General features: G+C 37.8%; 13 protein-coding genes and 1 rRNA gene. 2 read left to right on the top strand and 12 right to left on the bottom strand.

Going from position 1 to position 15737, the window contains the following annotated elements; genetic code table 11:
• Positions 1 to 31 precede the first annotated feature (31 nt).
• The 10 genes from JST56_03930 to JST56_03885 form a co-directional block, all read right to left on the bottom strand.
• Positions 32 to 1438 carry an FAD-dependent oxidoreductase gene (locus tag JST56_03930; protein MBS1988115.1) on the bottom strand — a complete coding sequence of 469 codons (1407 nt, stop codon included), beginning with the start codon at positions 1436 to 1438 and terminating at the stop codon, positions 32 to 34.
• A gap of 107 nt (positions 1439 to 1545) precedes the next feature.
• The gene (locus JST56_03925) at positions 1546 to 2079 is read right to left on the bottom strand and encodes a hypothetical protein (GenBank protein ID MBS1988114.1); all 534 of its coding nucleotides are present in this window, start codon (positions 2077 to 2079) and stop codon (positions 1546 to 1548) included.
• A gap of 114 nt (positions 2080 to 2193) precedes the next feature.
• Positions 2194 to 3603 carry a TonB family protein gene (locus tag JST56_03920; protein ID MBS1988113.1) on the bottom strand — a complete coding sequence of 470 codons (1410 nt, stop codon included), beginning with the start codon at positions 3601 to 3603 and terminating at the stop codon, positions 2194 to 2196.
• A gap of 92 nt (positions 3604 to 3695) precedes the next feature.
• Positions 3696 to 5129, bottom strand: coding sequence for a metallophosphoesterase (locus tag JST56_03915; GenBank protein MBS1988112.1), 1434 nt, complete (start codon positions 5127 to 5129; stop codon positions 3696 to 3698).
• A gap of 96 nt (positions 5130 to 5225) precedes the next feature.
• Positions 5226 to 6983 (bottom strand): ankyrin repeat domain-containing protein, encoded by a 1758-nt coding sequence (locus JST56_03910; GenBank protein ID MBS1988111.1) that lies wholly within the window; start codon positions 6981 to 6983, stop codon positions 5226 to 5228.
• 186 nt (positions 6984 to 7169) lie between these two features.
• Positions 7170 to 8615 carry an ankyrin repeat domain-containing protein gene (locus JST56_03905; protein ID MBS1988110.1) on the bottom strand — a complete coding sequence of 482 codons (1446 nt, stop codon included), beginning with the start codon at positions 8613 to 8615 and terminating at the stop codon, positions 7170 to 7172.
• A gap of 156 nt (positions 8616 to 8771) precedes the next feature.
• The gene (gene tilS, locus JST56_03900; GenBank protein MBS1988109.1) at positions 8772 to 9809 is read right to left on the bottom strand and encodes a tRNA lysidine(34) synthetase TilS; all 1038 of its coding nucleotides are present in this window, start codon (positions 9807 to 9809) and stop codon (positions 8772 to 8774) included.
• Positions 9763 to 10407, bottom strand: a complete 645-nt coding sequence (locus JST56_03895; protein ID MBS1988108.1) for a hypothetical protein — start codon at positions 10405 to 10407, stop codon at positions 9763 to 9765. The genes tilS and JST56_03895 overlap by 47 nt, the downstream gene beginning before the upstream one ends.
• A gap of 15 nt (positions 10408 to 10422) precedes the next feature.
• The gene (gene prfB, locus JST56_03890) at positions 10423 to 11511 is read right to left on the bottom strand and encodes a peptide chain release factor 2 (protein ID MBS1988107.1); all 1089 of its coding nucleotides are present in this window, start codon (positions 11509 to 11511) and stop codon (positions 10423 to 10425) included.
• A 238-nt stretch (positions 11512 to 11749) separates the two neighbouring features.
• The gene (locus tag JST56_03885) at positions 11750 to 11941 is read right to left on the bottom strand and encodes a hypothetical protein (GenBank protein MBS1988106.1); all 192 of its coding nucleotides are present in this window, start codon (positions 11939 to 11941) and stop codon (positions 11750 to 11752) included.
• Between the two features lie 323 nt (positions 11942 to 12264).
• On the opposite strand from JST56_03885, the gene JST56_03880 reads away from it, so the two are divergent.
• Positions 12265 to 13743, top strand: a complete 1479-nt coding sequence (locus tag JST56_03880) for a hypothetical protein (GenBank protein ID MBS1988105.1) — start codon at positions 12265 to 12267, stop codon at positions 13741 to 13743.
• A 109-nt stretch (positions 13744 to 13852) separates the two neighbouring features.
• Here the strand turns inward: JST56_03880 and JST56_03875 are convergent, their stop codons facing one another.
• Positions 13853 to 14713, bottom strand: a complete 861-nt coding sequence (locus tag JST56_03875) for a 4a-hydroxytetrahydrobiopterin dehydratase (GenBank protein MBS1988104.1) — start codon at positions 14711 to 14713, stop codon at positions 13853 to 13855.
• Between the two features lie 41 nt (positions 14714 to 14754).
• Positions 14755 to 15243, bottom strand: a complete 489-nt coding sequence (locus JST56_03870; GenBank protein MBS1988103.1) for a hypothetical protein — start codon at positions 15241 to 15243, stop codon at positions 14755 to 14757.
• Positions 15244 to 15632: 389 nt separating this feature from the next.
• Here JST56_03870 and JST56_03865 point away from each other — a divergent pair.
• Positions 15633 to 15737, top strand: a 16S ribosomal RNA gene (locus JST56_03865); the annotation flags it as partial.

The raw sequence follows: 15737 nt of genomic DNA, 5'->3' as shown, positions 1-15737 counted from the left end.
CGAGCTCCTTTTTTCTTCGTACAAGGGTGTTTTATGGATTATGCTTTTTTTGCTTTATTTTTTCCCCTGCCAAAGCGTATGCTCCTTGGGTATAATTTTTTTGAGCAGGGATGATTTGTTGAACATGTAATAGTGAAGCAATTTGCTGAGCAACATTTTTTCCATCTAACACGGCATCTTGCATGCTTGAATACTTCCATTCTCCAAAACGGCCAACTGAATGAATGTTGTTATCTTTCAGTTGGTTTAATACGTTATTCAAATTTTTTTCACGCCAATGGTTATAGATAACATAAGCGTGTTGTAGGTGTAATATTTTTTCAAGAACAATATCAGTTGATGAGAGCCCCAGAAATTTCAAAGTTTTATTTCGCCCGTGGTCAATGAGTCGTCGTAACTGCGCGTCTGTTTTTGTTCCTGGTAGATAGGACATTTCAACATAAGCGGCTGTGTGTTTTGGTCGTACCGAACTCGGACAAACATTGTTCCAAAAGCCAAGACGATAGAAGGGGAACTCTTTTTCAGGTGTATAAATCCAGTGTTTGTCATTATCAAGCTCTTGAGCAAATGCGACGTTCAGGTTGATGACAGAGTTGCATTCAAGCTTATGAGCACCTTTTTTAAGCGTGCTGCTATTTGGTTCTTTTAAAAGATTTAATAGGACATTAAGGGGAAGTGTTGAGATAAGTTTTTTAAAGTGCTCTTGTTGTCCGTTTGAAAAAGTGACCGTTTTTGTCTGCATGTTAATTTCAACAACCGTATGATTTGTTTGCACATGAGTGTTTATGCGCTTGAGCAATTGATGAATAATAAATTCAATACCGCCTTTTTTTGGGTAATAAAATGAGCTATTGTACCCAACACCATCGAGTGGCTTTTTCTGCAATGCTCCTTGAATGAGCGCCTCAAGTGTTGTTGAAGGAACAAATCGGCCGGTCCACGAAGGGTGAATTTTTTTAAGATCGTATGCAAGTAATTTGCTGTTGTAGGGGAAAAAGAAATGCTTCCCGATCCCTTTTCCAAAATGCTTCATAACCCAGTCATGAAAAGTTCCCGGATTGCGTAGTGTGCTTGAACGCTTGATAAAGCCTTCCAAGCATTCAGCAATAACTGGGATGGGTAATCCGTATAAATTCATTTGAAAAGGGTAGTCGGTGAGCGTGTTATGAGAAAAAATTGCTGAGCGGCGTTGTACGAATAAGAAATTGCTTTCTAGGTCAGCAAGTGAGTTGAGAAAAGCACGAAAGTAATCATCGCTGATGTGCAACAAATGACCGGTGTGATCAAAGGTAAATCCGTCACAAGTGACCGATTGCAAAAGCCCTCCGGGGCGATCGTTTTTTTCAAAAATTTTGTAATCAAGAACATTGAGCTGTTCAAGGTGAAAGGCGGCACTTAGACCGGTGAGCCCAGCACCAAGGATGATAATATCTGCCACAAATTCTCCTTTTTCCACGCAAAGCGGTGCAGTATTAAAACCGTTCTTTTAATCATAACAGGATGTAACACGAACGCAATAACGTGTATAGAAAAGAGACTTGATACCTAGAGATTAATTAATTTAAGGGGGTTGTGTTGCGCCAATGTAAATTGACCGTGGCGTAACTTACGTTCAATCTTTTTGGGAAAGCTGAGTACCAAATAGTACTCATTAACTGCCACTATTTTTTCATCAAGAGCAAATGTAATTTGTTGGCTTTGATTGTTCCAATTTCCATCGCATACTAAATTTTCTTCAATAGGAATGAGCTCTTGTTCTGACCGTGCTTTGCGATAAAGTGATGCCTGCATTGAACAAATACGTTTTCCCGTCCATTGCAAGGTAATTTGTTGAAGGCGTTTAGCTTCCTTGCTTTTAATGGTAATGAGTGCCGTCCAGGCGGAATTTTTTTTTTGTAAGTAACTGTTCTGGTGTTCAAGGTTAAATTCTTGCCAGGTGAGCGTTGTACTGAGCGAAAGCATATTTTCTGCTGTGGTCGGAAGAGGTGTTGTGGAGCAGGCAGAAAACAGAACACCCCCTATGATTATTATTGTCATAATCGTAAAAAGGTTGTTATAGATTGATCTATACAAGAACATATACTTCTCCCCCCCCAGCACGCACGATACGATCCCCAGATTCCCTAAGTTTTAATCTACTGGGTTGGGCTTGAAGAAGGAAAGAAACTCGAATAATAGCCAGAGTTGCTTAGATCAGAAGCCCCTTCCAAACAAATATACACGTATCGATCGCCGTACAGGATATTCAGCCATATTTAAGTGTTCGGGGATAGGAGGGAAGGGTGCGGCGTTTTTAATATTATGAACAATAGTTTGGTCAAGGTCCTGCATGCCGCTGGACTGCATAATCGTAATATTCTGAGGGATGCCTCGAGCATCGATAACAAAAGCAACGTCAACGGTGCCCGGAATAGGTTTATGCTTTTGGCTGTGTTCAATATTTTGTTTCCATGAGGCCTGGAGTGCCCAGTTGATTTTTGCTTCGTACGATAAAAACTTGAGCTCTTCAAAGGTAGGCTTTTTATTAGGGTCACCATCTCGATCAATCAGGTCGGTCCCGTTTTCACCGGTAAGCTTTTCAACAAATCCCTTGGTCAGGGCAAGAATGTTCTTTTTACGTGGTTCTTGGTCGGGGACTTCTTTGCGCGCTCCACGCACTACCATTTCGGGCCCTTGTACATCAAGGCCGATTGTTTCTTGCTCAGGAACTTGTTTTACGTTACGAATTTTTTCGAGTAACGCTGAGCTTGTGTTCTCTGTGCTTTCAATTACTTCGACATCTTCTATATCGTCAATTTCATCGTGAGTTTCTATAAGATCTTTAGGATGATCTTCATGCTCTTGGTCTTGAACCTGTTTTTTATCTTGTGCTTCATCAACAATTGAATTTTTGAGTTCTTGTATTAGGAGATCTTGAATATCTTCTTGAGCTTTGTGATTTTTTTTAGAGCCTCTTTTTTGAGACTTTTTCTCTTGTTTTAATTGCTTGTTTTTTTTTGCTTGCTGAATTGGAGCCACTTTTTCAGCAGGCTCATGGTGTGATTCTTTTGCAGCACGTTTTTTTTCTAAAGAACCGGGTTCTTCTGGTTGCTGGGGAGTTGCACTTTCTACTTTTATGATATCACCCTGATTTGAGTCTGGCAGTTCTGGATGAAACGTTGGTTCAGCTTGTGCATCTGGATATCCAAAGGCTGATAGGGGAGCAACCAGTTTGGCAGGACTTGTATTGATAATGGATGGTGGTGGTTCTTGTTCTAAAAGTTGATTTTGAGCTTGCGGGGCTTCTTGCTCGACCTTCTTTTTTTCTAAATCAGGTTGCTTTTTCTCTTGAAGAGATTCTTTCTCTTCTAACTTTTCACTGGGTTTCGGTGTATCCGGTTGTTTGGTTGCTTTTGGTTTTTCATCATGAAACATAACAAAAGTTGGTTTTTTTTCTCGTGCTTCTTTGGCAAAGAGATCTTTCAGCTTGTTAAATGAACCCCCTTGAAAACCAAACAGGGCGAGGATGAAAACTATGATGCTGTGAAGAAGCAGTGAAATGATAACAAACCAAAGGAGGTACGTAAGGTCGTTACGCTTTTTCTTGGGCTCTCTTGGTAGCATGCTCTCTCCTTTTCCTTCAAGCACAATATAACAAGACAGTTTTTAGCATACCTGATTTGTGTGTTTGGCAAAAGAATTGGAGATGATCGAGTCTATAAACTATTTTTTAGATCATTCAAGCGATCTTTGAGTTGGGTGAGTTTATGTTTTAGTTTTTCAAGGCTGTCTTTGAGTGATTTAAGCTTATTGCTCAGTTCATTAGCGGTCCATTGAACAGAGATCGGATCAAGGTCAATATCATCAATACCTGTATTTTGGTTGCTTATTGTTTCTGTTGGGTTTCCAGATTCTTGAATCGAAACAAATTTATTATTTCGTGTGCTCGGGAGTTGAAATTCATAGGGAACCAGTCTCCAATTTTTATATTCATGAGCAGTTTTAACGATGCAAAAGCAGTCAAAGTCTATCGTTCTCCCCTCTGGTGCAGACGAGAGCGTGAATACTGGGTATTCGCATTTCTCCAAAATAATGCCATTTTTATCAGCAAGAGCATTGCCCATTTGGTTATAAAAGTTGATAACAGTTGACCAATGATACATTTGTGTTCCTCCATGATAGCGAGTTGCTTCTTTGACACCTGAGTTTGCTTCTTTATCAATAAGTTCTTTTGCTTTTGGATCATCCTTATGAATGTTTTGATTGAAAAAAACCTTGAGACCAAAGCTTGAATCTTGATGGCCTCTAAAAAGGGCTTTAATTCCGTTGGCAGTAAAGTAATTGATAGCTTGTTTTTGAGTAAGCATGTAGTTAGTACCGGCTGTTTTTCCTGTAAAACCGCATGATTCAAATGAATTGGCGTTATCCTGTTGAGGTGACTTTTGATTTATGATTTTTTCATAGCGGTTCACACCATCAATAAAATTTTTAAAATTTTCATTTAGATTGAATCCAGCATGGCTGCAGAGTATTGTACTGTCGCCCGATGTCATGAATAATGCATGAGCGAATGTTGCAAAAAAATTACCTAATTCTGGTTTTTTAGAAAAATGAAAAGATTGACGGCCATCCATGTTCCCTTTAATACAAATGACGTTGTTATTATTTGCTAATTTCAATCGAAGAACGGTGTAAAGCACCTCCCCATCATGCTTGCCACCTTGAACCAAGTCACCCAAAAAAATCAGGTAGGTATTTGCTTTGATTTTCCAATTATTGTCAACATATCCTAACGCTTGGAGTCGTAAAAGATTGCGCATGAGCGAATGGTAGCTTCCTTGCAGATCACCAATTAAAACGATTTCGTTGTTAACTGGAACTACTAATTTTTGAGCGTAACTGCCAAGAAAATTTTTTGCATCTGTAGTTTGGAACCAAGTTTGGTATTGGTTTATTAAGTCTTCAAGTATGTTAGCTGTGAAGCCTATTGAGTCAGAATTCACATTGCGCGAATCAGGTGATTCTTTAAACTTTATAAAAGTTTCATTTTTCCACTCAGAGAGTGTCGAGTGAGTTGTGATTGCGGCATATGCAGAGTAACTGTTAAGTATGAAAATTATACTTAAAAAAATAGCATACAAGGATTGCATGAGGTCTCCTTTTCCTTTAAAAACAATAGAGTAAGATAGCTTTTAGCATATCTGATTTGTGTGTTTGGCAAAAGAATCGAAAAAGAAATGAATTTACTAAGACTTAAGACTTTGTGAGAGTAATTTAAGCTGGTTGTGTAGAGTAAGTAGCTTTATTTTTAGTTTTTGTAGCGCTAACTTGAGATTCGTAAGTCTGGATGATAATTCTGATTGGTCTTGCAGCGGTTTTTGCTGAGACGGGTGACGCGTTTGAACTATTGTATCAAGAAGTGTTTTGACTTCATTTTTAAGTAATTCATTCCCAATAGTGTTACATCGTTCATAAGAATTTTTGCCACCATTATCTGATAGGTTTTTATTTGCACCAAAACTAAGAAGAAGTTGTATGAGTTGTAATGATACTTTTTTTGTTTGAATACTTGTGTTGTGTATTGCTTGATTTAAAGGGTGAAACATGCAATCGGATATTGCATTAACATTTGCGCCATAGTCTAATAAGAGTTCTGTGGCGCCTACGTTGAACTCTTTTACAGCGTAATGGAGTGGAGTGTTATTCGAGCTATTGATAGCCTCAATAGAAGCTCCTTGTTTGATCAGAGAATCTATGATGGAAGTTGAACCAACTAGTGCAGCAAAGTGAAGTGGTGTTTCGTCTGAAATTGTTTTTGCGTTAACATTTGCTCCAGAGTCAATAAGTATTTCTACGATCTCAGGCTGTTCGCTTAATATAGCCCAGTGAAGAGGCGAAAAAAGATCCTCATTTTTTTGGTTAACATCATGGTTGCTTGTTTTTAATATACTTTCTACCTGGTCGTTATTGCCATCACGTGCAAAATGACTTAATACTAAAGGATCTTCTAAGTCAACTGAGTATTTCTCTGTGCGGTTATAGTAAAGAAAATCACTTTGTTTGCCTTCATACTTTAGATCTTCTATTTTTGCTTCATTGACCAATTTAATAGATTTGCCTAAATCATCATAAAAATACCAGTTCTCTATGCCGTCATGAACCATGCATGTTGCATGACCAGGTGTTGTTAATCCTTTTGCTTGAAGGTCGTAGGAATAACGAGAAAAATATGGGGAAATTTTTAGTGGGATATTGCTTTGGTTAAATTCAGATGAAAGCTTGAGAAGTAAATGTAAGGGTGCAATGATTCTTGTTAGTTGATTATGAGGCTTGATTGTGATTTCATCGGTATTTGAAATAGTTGTATAATAAGAAACTCTATATTCGAATAATGGAACTTTTTTCGTGTTTTCTTGAATAATTTTATCGAAAGGAGCAAGTATATTATTTCGTTGCTGAATGAGAAGGGCTTTTGTCTCTTTCTCTTCTTGAGTCTTAGGGAACTTGAGATTATCTGGAATCTTGTAGCCTTTTTGAATTTCTGCTTTTTGAGCTTCAGCGTTTTTAACTGCATCATTTTTAACTATTTTTTCGCCACGTTTATTCTGCTCTATGATTCTAAAAAATTTTTTAAACTCGGGAAGATTATTATTGAGAAGGTAGAAAAGAATAGATGGAACGAAATCACCACCACCAGTTCCGTGGGCTCCTATTCCATGACCGACTGCTGACTGATAGAAATCTGAGACATTCACAGGGCTGCTAGAATTTTTTTTGAGTTCGTTAAGCATAGAGCGAAGCTTATATCCTAATGAAGATTCATGAAGTGCTTGCTGTTGGAGAGCTTGATTAAAGTGGTGGAATGTTGTCATGCATTGTAATCCTGAATCAATCCAACAAGAATTACTTGTCCAAGTAATATTTCGATTAGGAGTTGCGAATAGTGGATCTTCATAAATGTAATTGAGTGCTAGAATCAAATAGAACAAATTCAATTTCTTCATGCTACCCTTATTCTCCGAAAAGTTGTATGACGCTCCAATTTTTATTATTTTACGCTAAAATTCTACGGTTTTTGAATAAAGTGATAATTTTTTGCAAGTGTAGCCTGCTGGAGCTGCATGGGTACATAAAAAAAGGCCCGCAGCAATGCGGGCCCTTTGAATTCAAGATACTTTAAGAGAGAATAATTAGTTGGTACTACTGAGATGATTGTTCCAAGTTTCTATCCAATTACTCACGCTAGGTTTCGCCCCGTGTTGCAATAATAATATTACTATTGAAACTGCTCTTTTTTCATTATGTACAATGCTTAAAGCTAAATCGAGTGGTGAATGACCGGCTTTATTCTTAAGATTAACATCTGCTTTATTCGCTAACAAAAGCTTAACCAGTTTGATGTTATTCTCTCGTGCAGCATAATGAAGAGCTGTGTTCCCTTCATAATCTTGAATATTTACATCAACTTCATTTTTAAGCAGAAGTTCGGCTATCTTTGTAAATTTATTTATAACCGCAGTAATAAGTACTGTTTGCTTAAATCTATTTGTAGTCGTTACGTCCGCTCCCTCTTCCAATAAAAACTCAACAACGTCGGTTCTGTTATTTGATGCGGCGCTGGCAAGGGGTGTTATGCCCAGCACTGAATCTCTTTTATTAAGGAGTGTTTGGTCTTTCTTAAGAAGATTTTTGACTACACCAAGTTTTCCTTCGCGGGCCATAAGCCAAATGTCACCAAACCTAGTTTGAGAGAGTGCTGCAAAACTTGATCCTCTATTTGGGTAAGTAGGGGTCGCAAATAGATCGATAGATTCAAAATCTTGAGTAAATGTAAAAGCTTGAGTCATGAAATCCGGTTTTAGCTTTTTGTTTTTTTCAGTATCAATATCTTCAAGTTTACGTTTCTTGTTGTTCGTATTGGAGTTATTGCTCTGAGTTTTAGGTGCAATAGTCTCAGTTATAATAATTTCATCATCTTCAACAATAATATTGTTGTTATTGTTATTGTTGAACGTTTCAAAGTTAAGCTCTTCTTCCTGCAGCATTTCTGCAAGCTCTTCATCTTGATCAACATTCATTTCGATTTCAATCAATGAACCGGTATGTTTGTATTTGAGTATCTGCGCAATGTGTTGCAATTGAATATCAAATTGCCCAAGGCGCTCTTTTTCAAGAATATAGCTTCTGAGTGGTGCGCTTTGTTGAACTGCAATAATAATTTTTTCCATGCACGTACAAAGCTGTTTCAGAGCTTGTACAATTTCTTGATTCTGAGAAGCGTGCATATCAATAATAGAAATGTTTTCATATGGTCTTTGTAGCTCAGTAATAATATCACCGAGTAATACAAAAATTGCGTCATATGTTTGTGCATTATGCAGCCCATTAATCAAGCTGTTAATTTCACCGTTAATTGCATCAATAAAAGCGCATTGATTTTGAACAGCCTGCACTTCGTGTTGTACGACAGCTTGCTGCTGGGCATCGTTTTGTTGTAAGCGCGTACGACGTGCTTTTAATTGTTCTTCAATTGACAAGCCCTTATTGGGGTCTTGGTTCATTGCTTTCATAACCATTGTGTTCAAGGTGCTGAGCAGTGTGAGCGAGAGCATTAATAGTTTTGTATTCAATTTCATAAAAACCTCCGGTTCGAATTAGATATATTTTGCAAGAGCATTAAATATATATTTTACAATAGAATTTATTACTTCGCAACCGCCTTATAAAAACAGCATCTAGGCTTACAGGTTGATGATCTTCACAATCAGTTATTATTCGAGCCAGTCTTTGTTTTAGATGGTAATTTTAGTTGTAATCCAGAAAAGGTTACTTTGTTTTTTGATGAACCAGGTATCATGGACTTGGTGAGTGCCGCCATGTGGGCTGTTCAGAAATTTTAAAAGCTCAAGCAGAAAGCTCTGTTGCGCGGTAAAATGAGCTTTTGATTGAATTAACCAGTAAATTAAAACTCTTTTTTGCAGCACTGAATGAAGGGCTTGAAACTCCTTTAAGTTTCCTTGGAGTAAGTCTGCTTTTGAATTGTGAGTAAATATTTTTTCAAAAGTTTGTTTGGTCAGTTCTTGTAAAAAATTATCTTCTTCCCGCAAGTGTTCGATGGTTGATTCAAGTTTTTTATCAAAGCGCTGGTCGCATGCTTGGAGTGCAGGAAGTACTTGGTGACGAATGCGATTTCTCAAATAATTCGGTGATGCATTTGTTGGGTCTGTGAGGTACGCAATATTGTTTGTGTCTAAATATTCCAGGATAAATGTCTTAGGGGTTTTGAGTAACGGCCTAAAGTAATTATCTGAGAAGACGTCCATGCAGCGTAGGCCGCTTAAACTTGTTCCACGAATTAAGCGTAAGAAAAATGTTTCTTGTTGGTCATCTTGATGATGGGCAAGTGCAATCAAATCTGCGTTTAATTCTTGAGATAATTTTTTGAAAAATGCGCGGCGCAGTTGTCTGCCCATTGCTTCTTGTGAGCCATTAGGCTTGATGTCGTGAGTAATATTTTGCGCATGTTCAGTATGAAATTCGATATTGAGTGTATCGCACAACTGTTTGCACCAGTTAACATCGTGCGCAGAATTTTCTCGCCAGCCGTGATCAAGGTGTGCCGCAATAAGTTTAATTGAATTGTTGTGTGCAAGTTGCGCAAAGAGATGGAGCAGGAAAACAGAGTCTGGTCCACCTGATAATCCAACAATAATAGTGGGTTTTTTGTCGGTAAACGGTTGCTTAAAATGTTGTTCAAGCTGTTTTAGAATTTTTAGTGCAAGGTTATGAAGCATCATGATTTGATTGTTTGTGTGCATCAAAAAATTCATTTATGATCTTCGCAAGCTGTGTAGCTGAAATGGTATTTGAGCGATCATTATCTGACACAATATTATTATTGCAATAGAGTTTTATAACGTTTCCATCATGAAGTAAAACTTGTATAAACGATTTTTCAGAAGAACAATAGAATGGTTGATCTTTTTTTTCTGCAACTCGTTCAATTGCATTCCATGGTGTTGATTTGAGTTGTGTTGCAATGCCTTGCTTAGTTAGTTTAAGTACTGGAGGCGCATAATCTATGCCGAGCGATATTCCTCCTGCGAGGGTAAGTCCCATGCCAGTAAGGCATGATAACCCCAGTACAACATCAACCCAGTCATTTTCTTGCATAAAGGTTTCTATCGTTTGATTTTTTTGAGCTGCGATAAGTGCGGAAAAAACTCCAAGTTCTAAGAGCAAACCCGTTATGAGCAAGGACTTTGCATGAGAACTAGTCATAGGTGATTTAACGTAAAATGAACAATTAACAGGCTCTGTTGTCTCGTGGTTAGTTGTTTTTGCGCATATTGAATCTACAAGTGCGGGTAGCGGGTTTTGTGTCATAAGGCAGGTAAGAACTATTGAAATAATTTTCTTAAGTAACATGTTTTCCTGTAAGTGTTAGTTTTGCTGGCTTGACATAAGTAAATATTGTTCAATAAAGAGCATCAAGTCACCATCAAGTACATCATCAGGTCGAGGTGATTCAAGATCGGTTCTATGATCTTTAACCATTTTATACGGATGAAGAACATACGAACGGATCTGTGATCCCCACTCAATTTTCTTGCGCTCAATAGCTTCATCTTTAGCTTTAGACTCTTCTTTTTGTTTTTGAGCCAATTTTGCTTTGAGCATCTTCATTGCTGTTTGTTTGTTCTGCAGCTGAGAACGCTCGTTTTGGCACTGAACAACAATGTTTGTTGGGATGTGTGTTATGCGAACCGCAGAGTCGGTTTTATTCACGTGTTGGCCACCAGCTCCGCCTGCGCGGTAGGTATCGATGCGTAAATCTTTTTCATCAATTTCAATGTCAGCATCTTCAACTTCAGCGGTAACCGTTACTGCGGTAAAAGAGGTATGGCGACGTTTATTAGCATCAAATGGAGAGATGCGTACGAGGCGGTGAATACCGCTTTCAGCTTTTAAGAAGCCAAAGGCATTGCGCTTTTTAATGTACAGTGTTGCAGATTTGATGCCCGCTTCTTCGCCTGCTTGATAGTCCATAACCGAAACGCCAAAATCTTCTCGCTCGCAAAATCGAAGGTACATGCGTAACAGCATGTTGGCCCAGTCTTGCGATTCGGTTCCGCCAGCACCTGCGTTGATGGTGAGGTAGCAGTTTTGCCCATCTTCTTCTTTATTGAGCAGTAAATTTATTTTGAATTTTGGGATGGCTCGTACAAGCGCATAAATATCCGGCTTGAGCTGCTCAAGCTCAGCTTCATTATCTTTGAACATTTCAATAAGTTCGCAGCTTTCATCGTACGGCGTCATAATTTTGTTGTATTCATCAACCAGTTGTCGAAGGTGACGGTGACGAACAATAATTTTTTCTTTGTCTGGATGTTGCCAAAAGTCTGGAGAACTGACAATTGCATCAAGTTCTGAAAACTGTTGAGCACTTTTGGTGTTTTGCCAACAAGCTTTGATGGTTGCAATATCAGCTTCGAATGATTTGAGTTTTTCGCGCAATTCATCAAGTATCATAATGGCTACCGGTGGCTAAAGGTCTTATAAGCTATAATTTTACCTGGTTAGTGTAACAGAAAGAGAAAAAAGAGCATATTGATCAGAAAATGATAGAGGCCATGATTGTTTGAGAAAACCATGACCTCTCATATTTCTTCAAATAAAGGCCAACTATACCGGCTCTTACTCTGTGCCAAGTATTGCGAGGTGTATCGAAGGATTTGAGCGGATCAAAGCAATTATGATTGTTTGACGCTTAAATCTTTCTTCCTTTATGTCCTTCATCAACGAGTGGCCATTGGCGTTGAGAAAAGTGTGCTTTCAACTCCGATTTTGGCTTAAGGTCAATTTTTGACAACTTCTTTGATTTCTTGTTTAAGTGTTCGGGCTTATGCGGTCCGGTATTGTGTTCAGCAAGATCCTTATTGAATTTTATGCTCTTTCCCATGATTCTCCTTTTTTTATTCTGGGATTATTTTCATAGTTACAGGCACTTTTGCCTTATACTTAGCATACATTTTGTATATTCAGATAGTCAATAAATTGAATAAGTTTTTAGAGGTCCAACCATAGAAAAGGCCCAGACGGGGTTGAGCCGATTGGCCTAAAAAATTATTTATGTATTTTTTGAAGTACTATTTTTTCAATTGATTAGCTCTTTACTCAAATAATCAAGCTTCCCATTACTTTTTTAATTTTTTATTTCAATTTGATTTTAATTATTGTAGTTTGGTAATAGGATGATCTTTTTTTAATCGGAAAGAGAGTAATATGAAAATAATTGTCCAGTTTCTTCTGTTTGTTTTTGTTTCAAGTTTTTCGCTTTGTGTCGCAATTGATGGGTGTGAGTATCGTCTTGGTGTGAGCCAAGCTAATCAGGTTGATTGTGGTTACTATGCGCTTGTGCACAGCATTGTTTTGGGTATTCAAGATGGTAATCAAAAAATTGCGCTCGATCTTATGGAAAACTATAAAAAAGAAGACATTCTTGCTCTTGTTAACCGGTTAAAACAAATTATTGGAAGGCCCGGTGAAACGGTCTTTGCCGAAGAAATACTCGATCTATTTGCTCAAATAAAAAATCGGTCAGATGATCAATTGAACCAGCTTTTTAAAAATATTGGGATTAATCATACAGAGCAATTGCCCAATTTAACTATTTTTGAAGATGTCCGAGCACAGCTCAATGGTGAATGGTTTTCAGAGGAAATTATCACAAGCATTTATTCATTCCGAGATAAAAATGAGTCGCAGATTATTATTCTAGGACCAACCCAAGAGGACGTGAGCATGGGGCATTGGATTGCTGCTCGTATAGATAATAATGAGAAGCCAACTGTTTTGGCTCTTGACTCAATAAAGTTTGGTGAACAGTCTCAAATGAAAAATGATGCTCTTTCATCATTGCAGATGCTTCGCAGGCTTTATGCGATTGCTTCTGTGCCGACGCTTAATATTCTGGCGCAATGGGGATCTTTGCAGAGGGTTTTAAGCACTCTTGAAGCCAAAGAGTGGGAGATGAAGGATGCAATGGGAAATGGTCAGTATGCTCAGGCCGCAAGTGTCCGGCGCGAACTTGTCGCACTTGCTCAGAAAAAAGAAAAAAATCTCGAGAAAATCAAAATACAAATAGGTTTAGATGCTTCTTTATCAAAGCGTGAAAAAAAAATTATTCGCCAGAGGATCAAATTTATTGACGGTAAATTAAGGAGTCTGAGTATCTCCAATCCATCTAAAGCAGTATTTTTCCCTTGTATTGATGCCATTTTCAATATCAACATTCTTAGCGAGATTAAGAAACAATCTAACGACGGAAATGGTTTGTCTGCCTATGAACGTTTTCAAGATCTTCGTAAAAAATCTGCTAGCAACGCTGAATTTTCCATTTTTTCAGAAAAATGTCAGGCTATCATCGATCAGTTCAATGGGGCGGATAAAGAAAAAATGCGGATGCAGGTTGAAGTCTATCAAATAGGGAATTATTACAACGAATTAACCGATGATTTTAAAGAGCTTATGAAGAATGATAAGCATGATCTTCTTGTAAGAATATATGGCAACCTTGGTAAAATTGAAAAGAGTTTAAATGATAATCATTTGCCTGTTGATTTGATCAAAGAGAACATTTCGAAGCTTGAATCTAAGTTGTTAAAAATGCCTATCAACGAGCGACTAAAGCGCAAACCGGACGTCCAACTCCTTGAAGATAAAATAGAGAACCTTGAAAAAGCGATTGAGTCTTACAAGTAGATGTTTCAGTTTCATTTCATTGTGGCTTCTAGCCTAAATATTATTTGTCAAAAAGGCCCAGCTATTAAAACAGCTGGGCTTATAAGTCATTGAATAGAGGTCATAATCATTATTGAGAGAGGAGCCCTTTGTACTGTGGCTCTGATGCACGTGTATGAAACTTTTGCCAAACTCGATCAATAATCAGATTTATTGATCGAGCAACAATAAAATCTGGTCCTTCAAGGCTGCTCGACTTTGGGTGTTCATAGAGTTCAAGATTTACTTTATTGTAAAAAATATAGATCTCTGGGTAGTACTTCACTTCATCTATGTAATGAGCCAAGAGATTTGCAAACTCCATAGCCTGAGCAAAATTTTTCCATGATGTTTCTCGCGTAAGTTGAGGGTGCGTTGTCTTTTTGACTTTCCATTTCATCAATTGGGCAAGGTTTTCTTGAATTTGGCTTTGCTTAATCCGGTGAGACCTTATATTTGTTGAAGGGCGTTCAACCCGTTGCTGTCCGAGCACAGGCTTAAGTTTATTGATTTTTGCAGCTAAGACGTAGTCATTGAGTGAAAGCCCTTTAATTGCATGAGTATGCAGCTCTAGGCGCAAGCGTGTGTAGGACAGATAGATATCGGGGTGGTGCTTTTCGCGTTCAGAAACCACTGCTACTTGGTTCAGAAATTTAATTGTTTCAGAAAAACTGGCAAAGTTGTATTCGCGAACAATGCTGTGTGGTTTTGAATCGTTACGATGAATATTCCATCCTTTAATTTGTTTTAAAAGATCATTTTCTTCATCAGGAGAAAGTGGTTTAATGCCACCATGACAAGGAATGCAGAATCCATCTTCAAGTTCTCCCAACCGAATGGTGGTAAGATCAATTTTATCATGTTTTTTATTTGAGCTTTGTTGGTTGCCAAGAACTGTTTTTTCAGAGCTCAGCAATAGGCTTATTATTATGCATAAAGAAAGTATGTTCATTGCTTAAAACCTTATGATTAAATAGTAAGAAAAAAGAACAATTATTTTTTGCAGCAGCAAGCTTCTTTCCATGCATCGCCATAGAAAAAGGGGCACTCCTTACAGCTGCATTCATCCCAGAAATAACAGAGAAAACAGGGAAGCCATGCAACGCAACAAGAAACACATTTTAAGTGGCACTTACTTACGTGCTCATTATCGTCTCTTTCTAAGAGGGATAGATTTTTAGTGCACGAATCACAGAGATGAGTTGAGTTTTGGGTAAAAGAATTTTTCATAAGTGCTACGCAGTTAAGCTCTTGAGCATCATGAATTCGAAATGTGTAATCTTGCGAAGTTAATAATTCATACGATATTCCATCATTATCAATTTCTTGATTGCAAAAAAGGCATGTAATAGAATTATATAGTGTTTGATGTGTGTTTTTGTATTCAGTCATTAAAGCGCATAGTTGGCAGCTCTGCATGCTTTGAAGTGAGCTGCTTAAAATAGCAATAAGAAGCAAGCTTAAAAGCACAATTTTTTTCATTACAAGTTCTCCTTTTTTTTAACAAAGTATGTTTTTTATGTATGCCATATGATTTATGCATGTAATGCTTAATCGTGTCAAGATTGATGACGAAAAGCCCGCTGTAAAGGAGATTGTCATACTTCAAGTTGACATATTTTCTATAGCCTAAAAAGGCTTGCTGACCACTTGCCTTAATTCTTTTTAAAAAAGTTATAAAATCTGTCTTGCACTTTGATTTAAGTGTTTGTATACTACCTACTACTTGAAGATTGCAAGGCATGCCGAATTGGCTCATAAGCCCTTAGAAATTGGAAAAGTGGGGGCGGCGAAAAAAATTATCGTCTTTGAAATATGCAGAGGTAACGATAAAAAGTTACCTGAATTGATGAGGATCTCTGTTAAATTTTGATATGGAGAGTTTGATTCTGGCTCAGAATGAACGCTGGCGGCGTGCTTAACACATGCAAGTCGAACGCGAAAGTCCTTCGGGATGAGTAAAGTGGCGAACGGGT

The sequence above is a fragment of the Candidatus Dependentiae bacterium genome, assembly GCA_018266175.1.
Taxonomy (GTDB): domain Bacteria; phylum Babelota; class Babeliae; order Babelales; family RVW-14; genus JAFEAY01.
The sequence above is the reverse complement of the archived record's forward strand: the minus strand, read 5'-3'. Positions and strand labels throughout refer to the sequence as shown.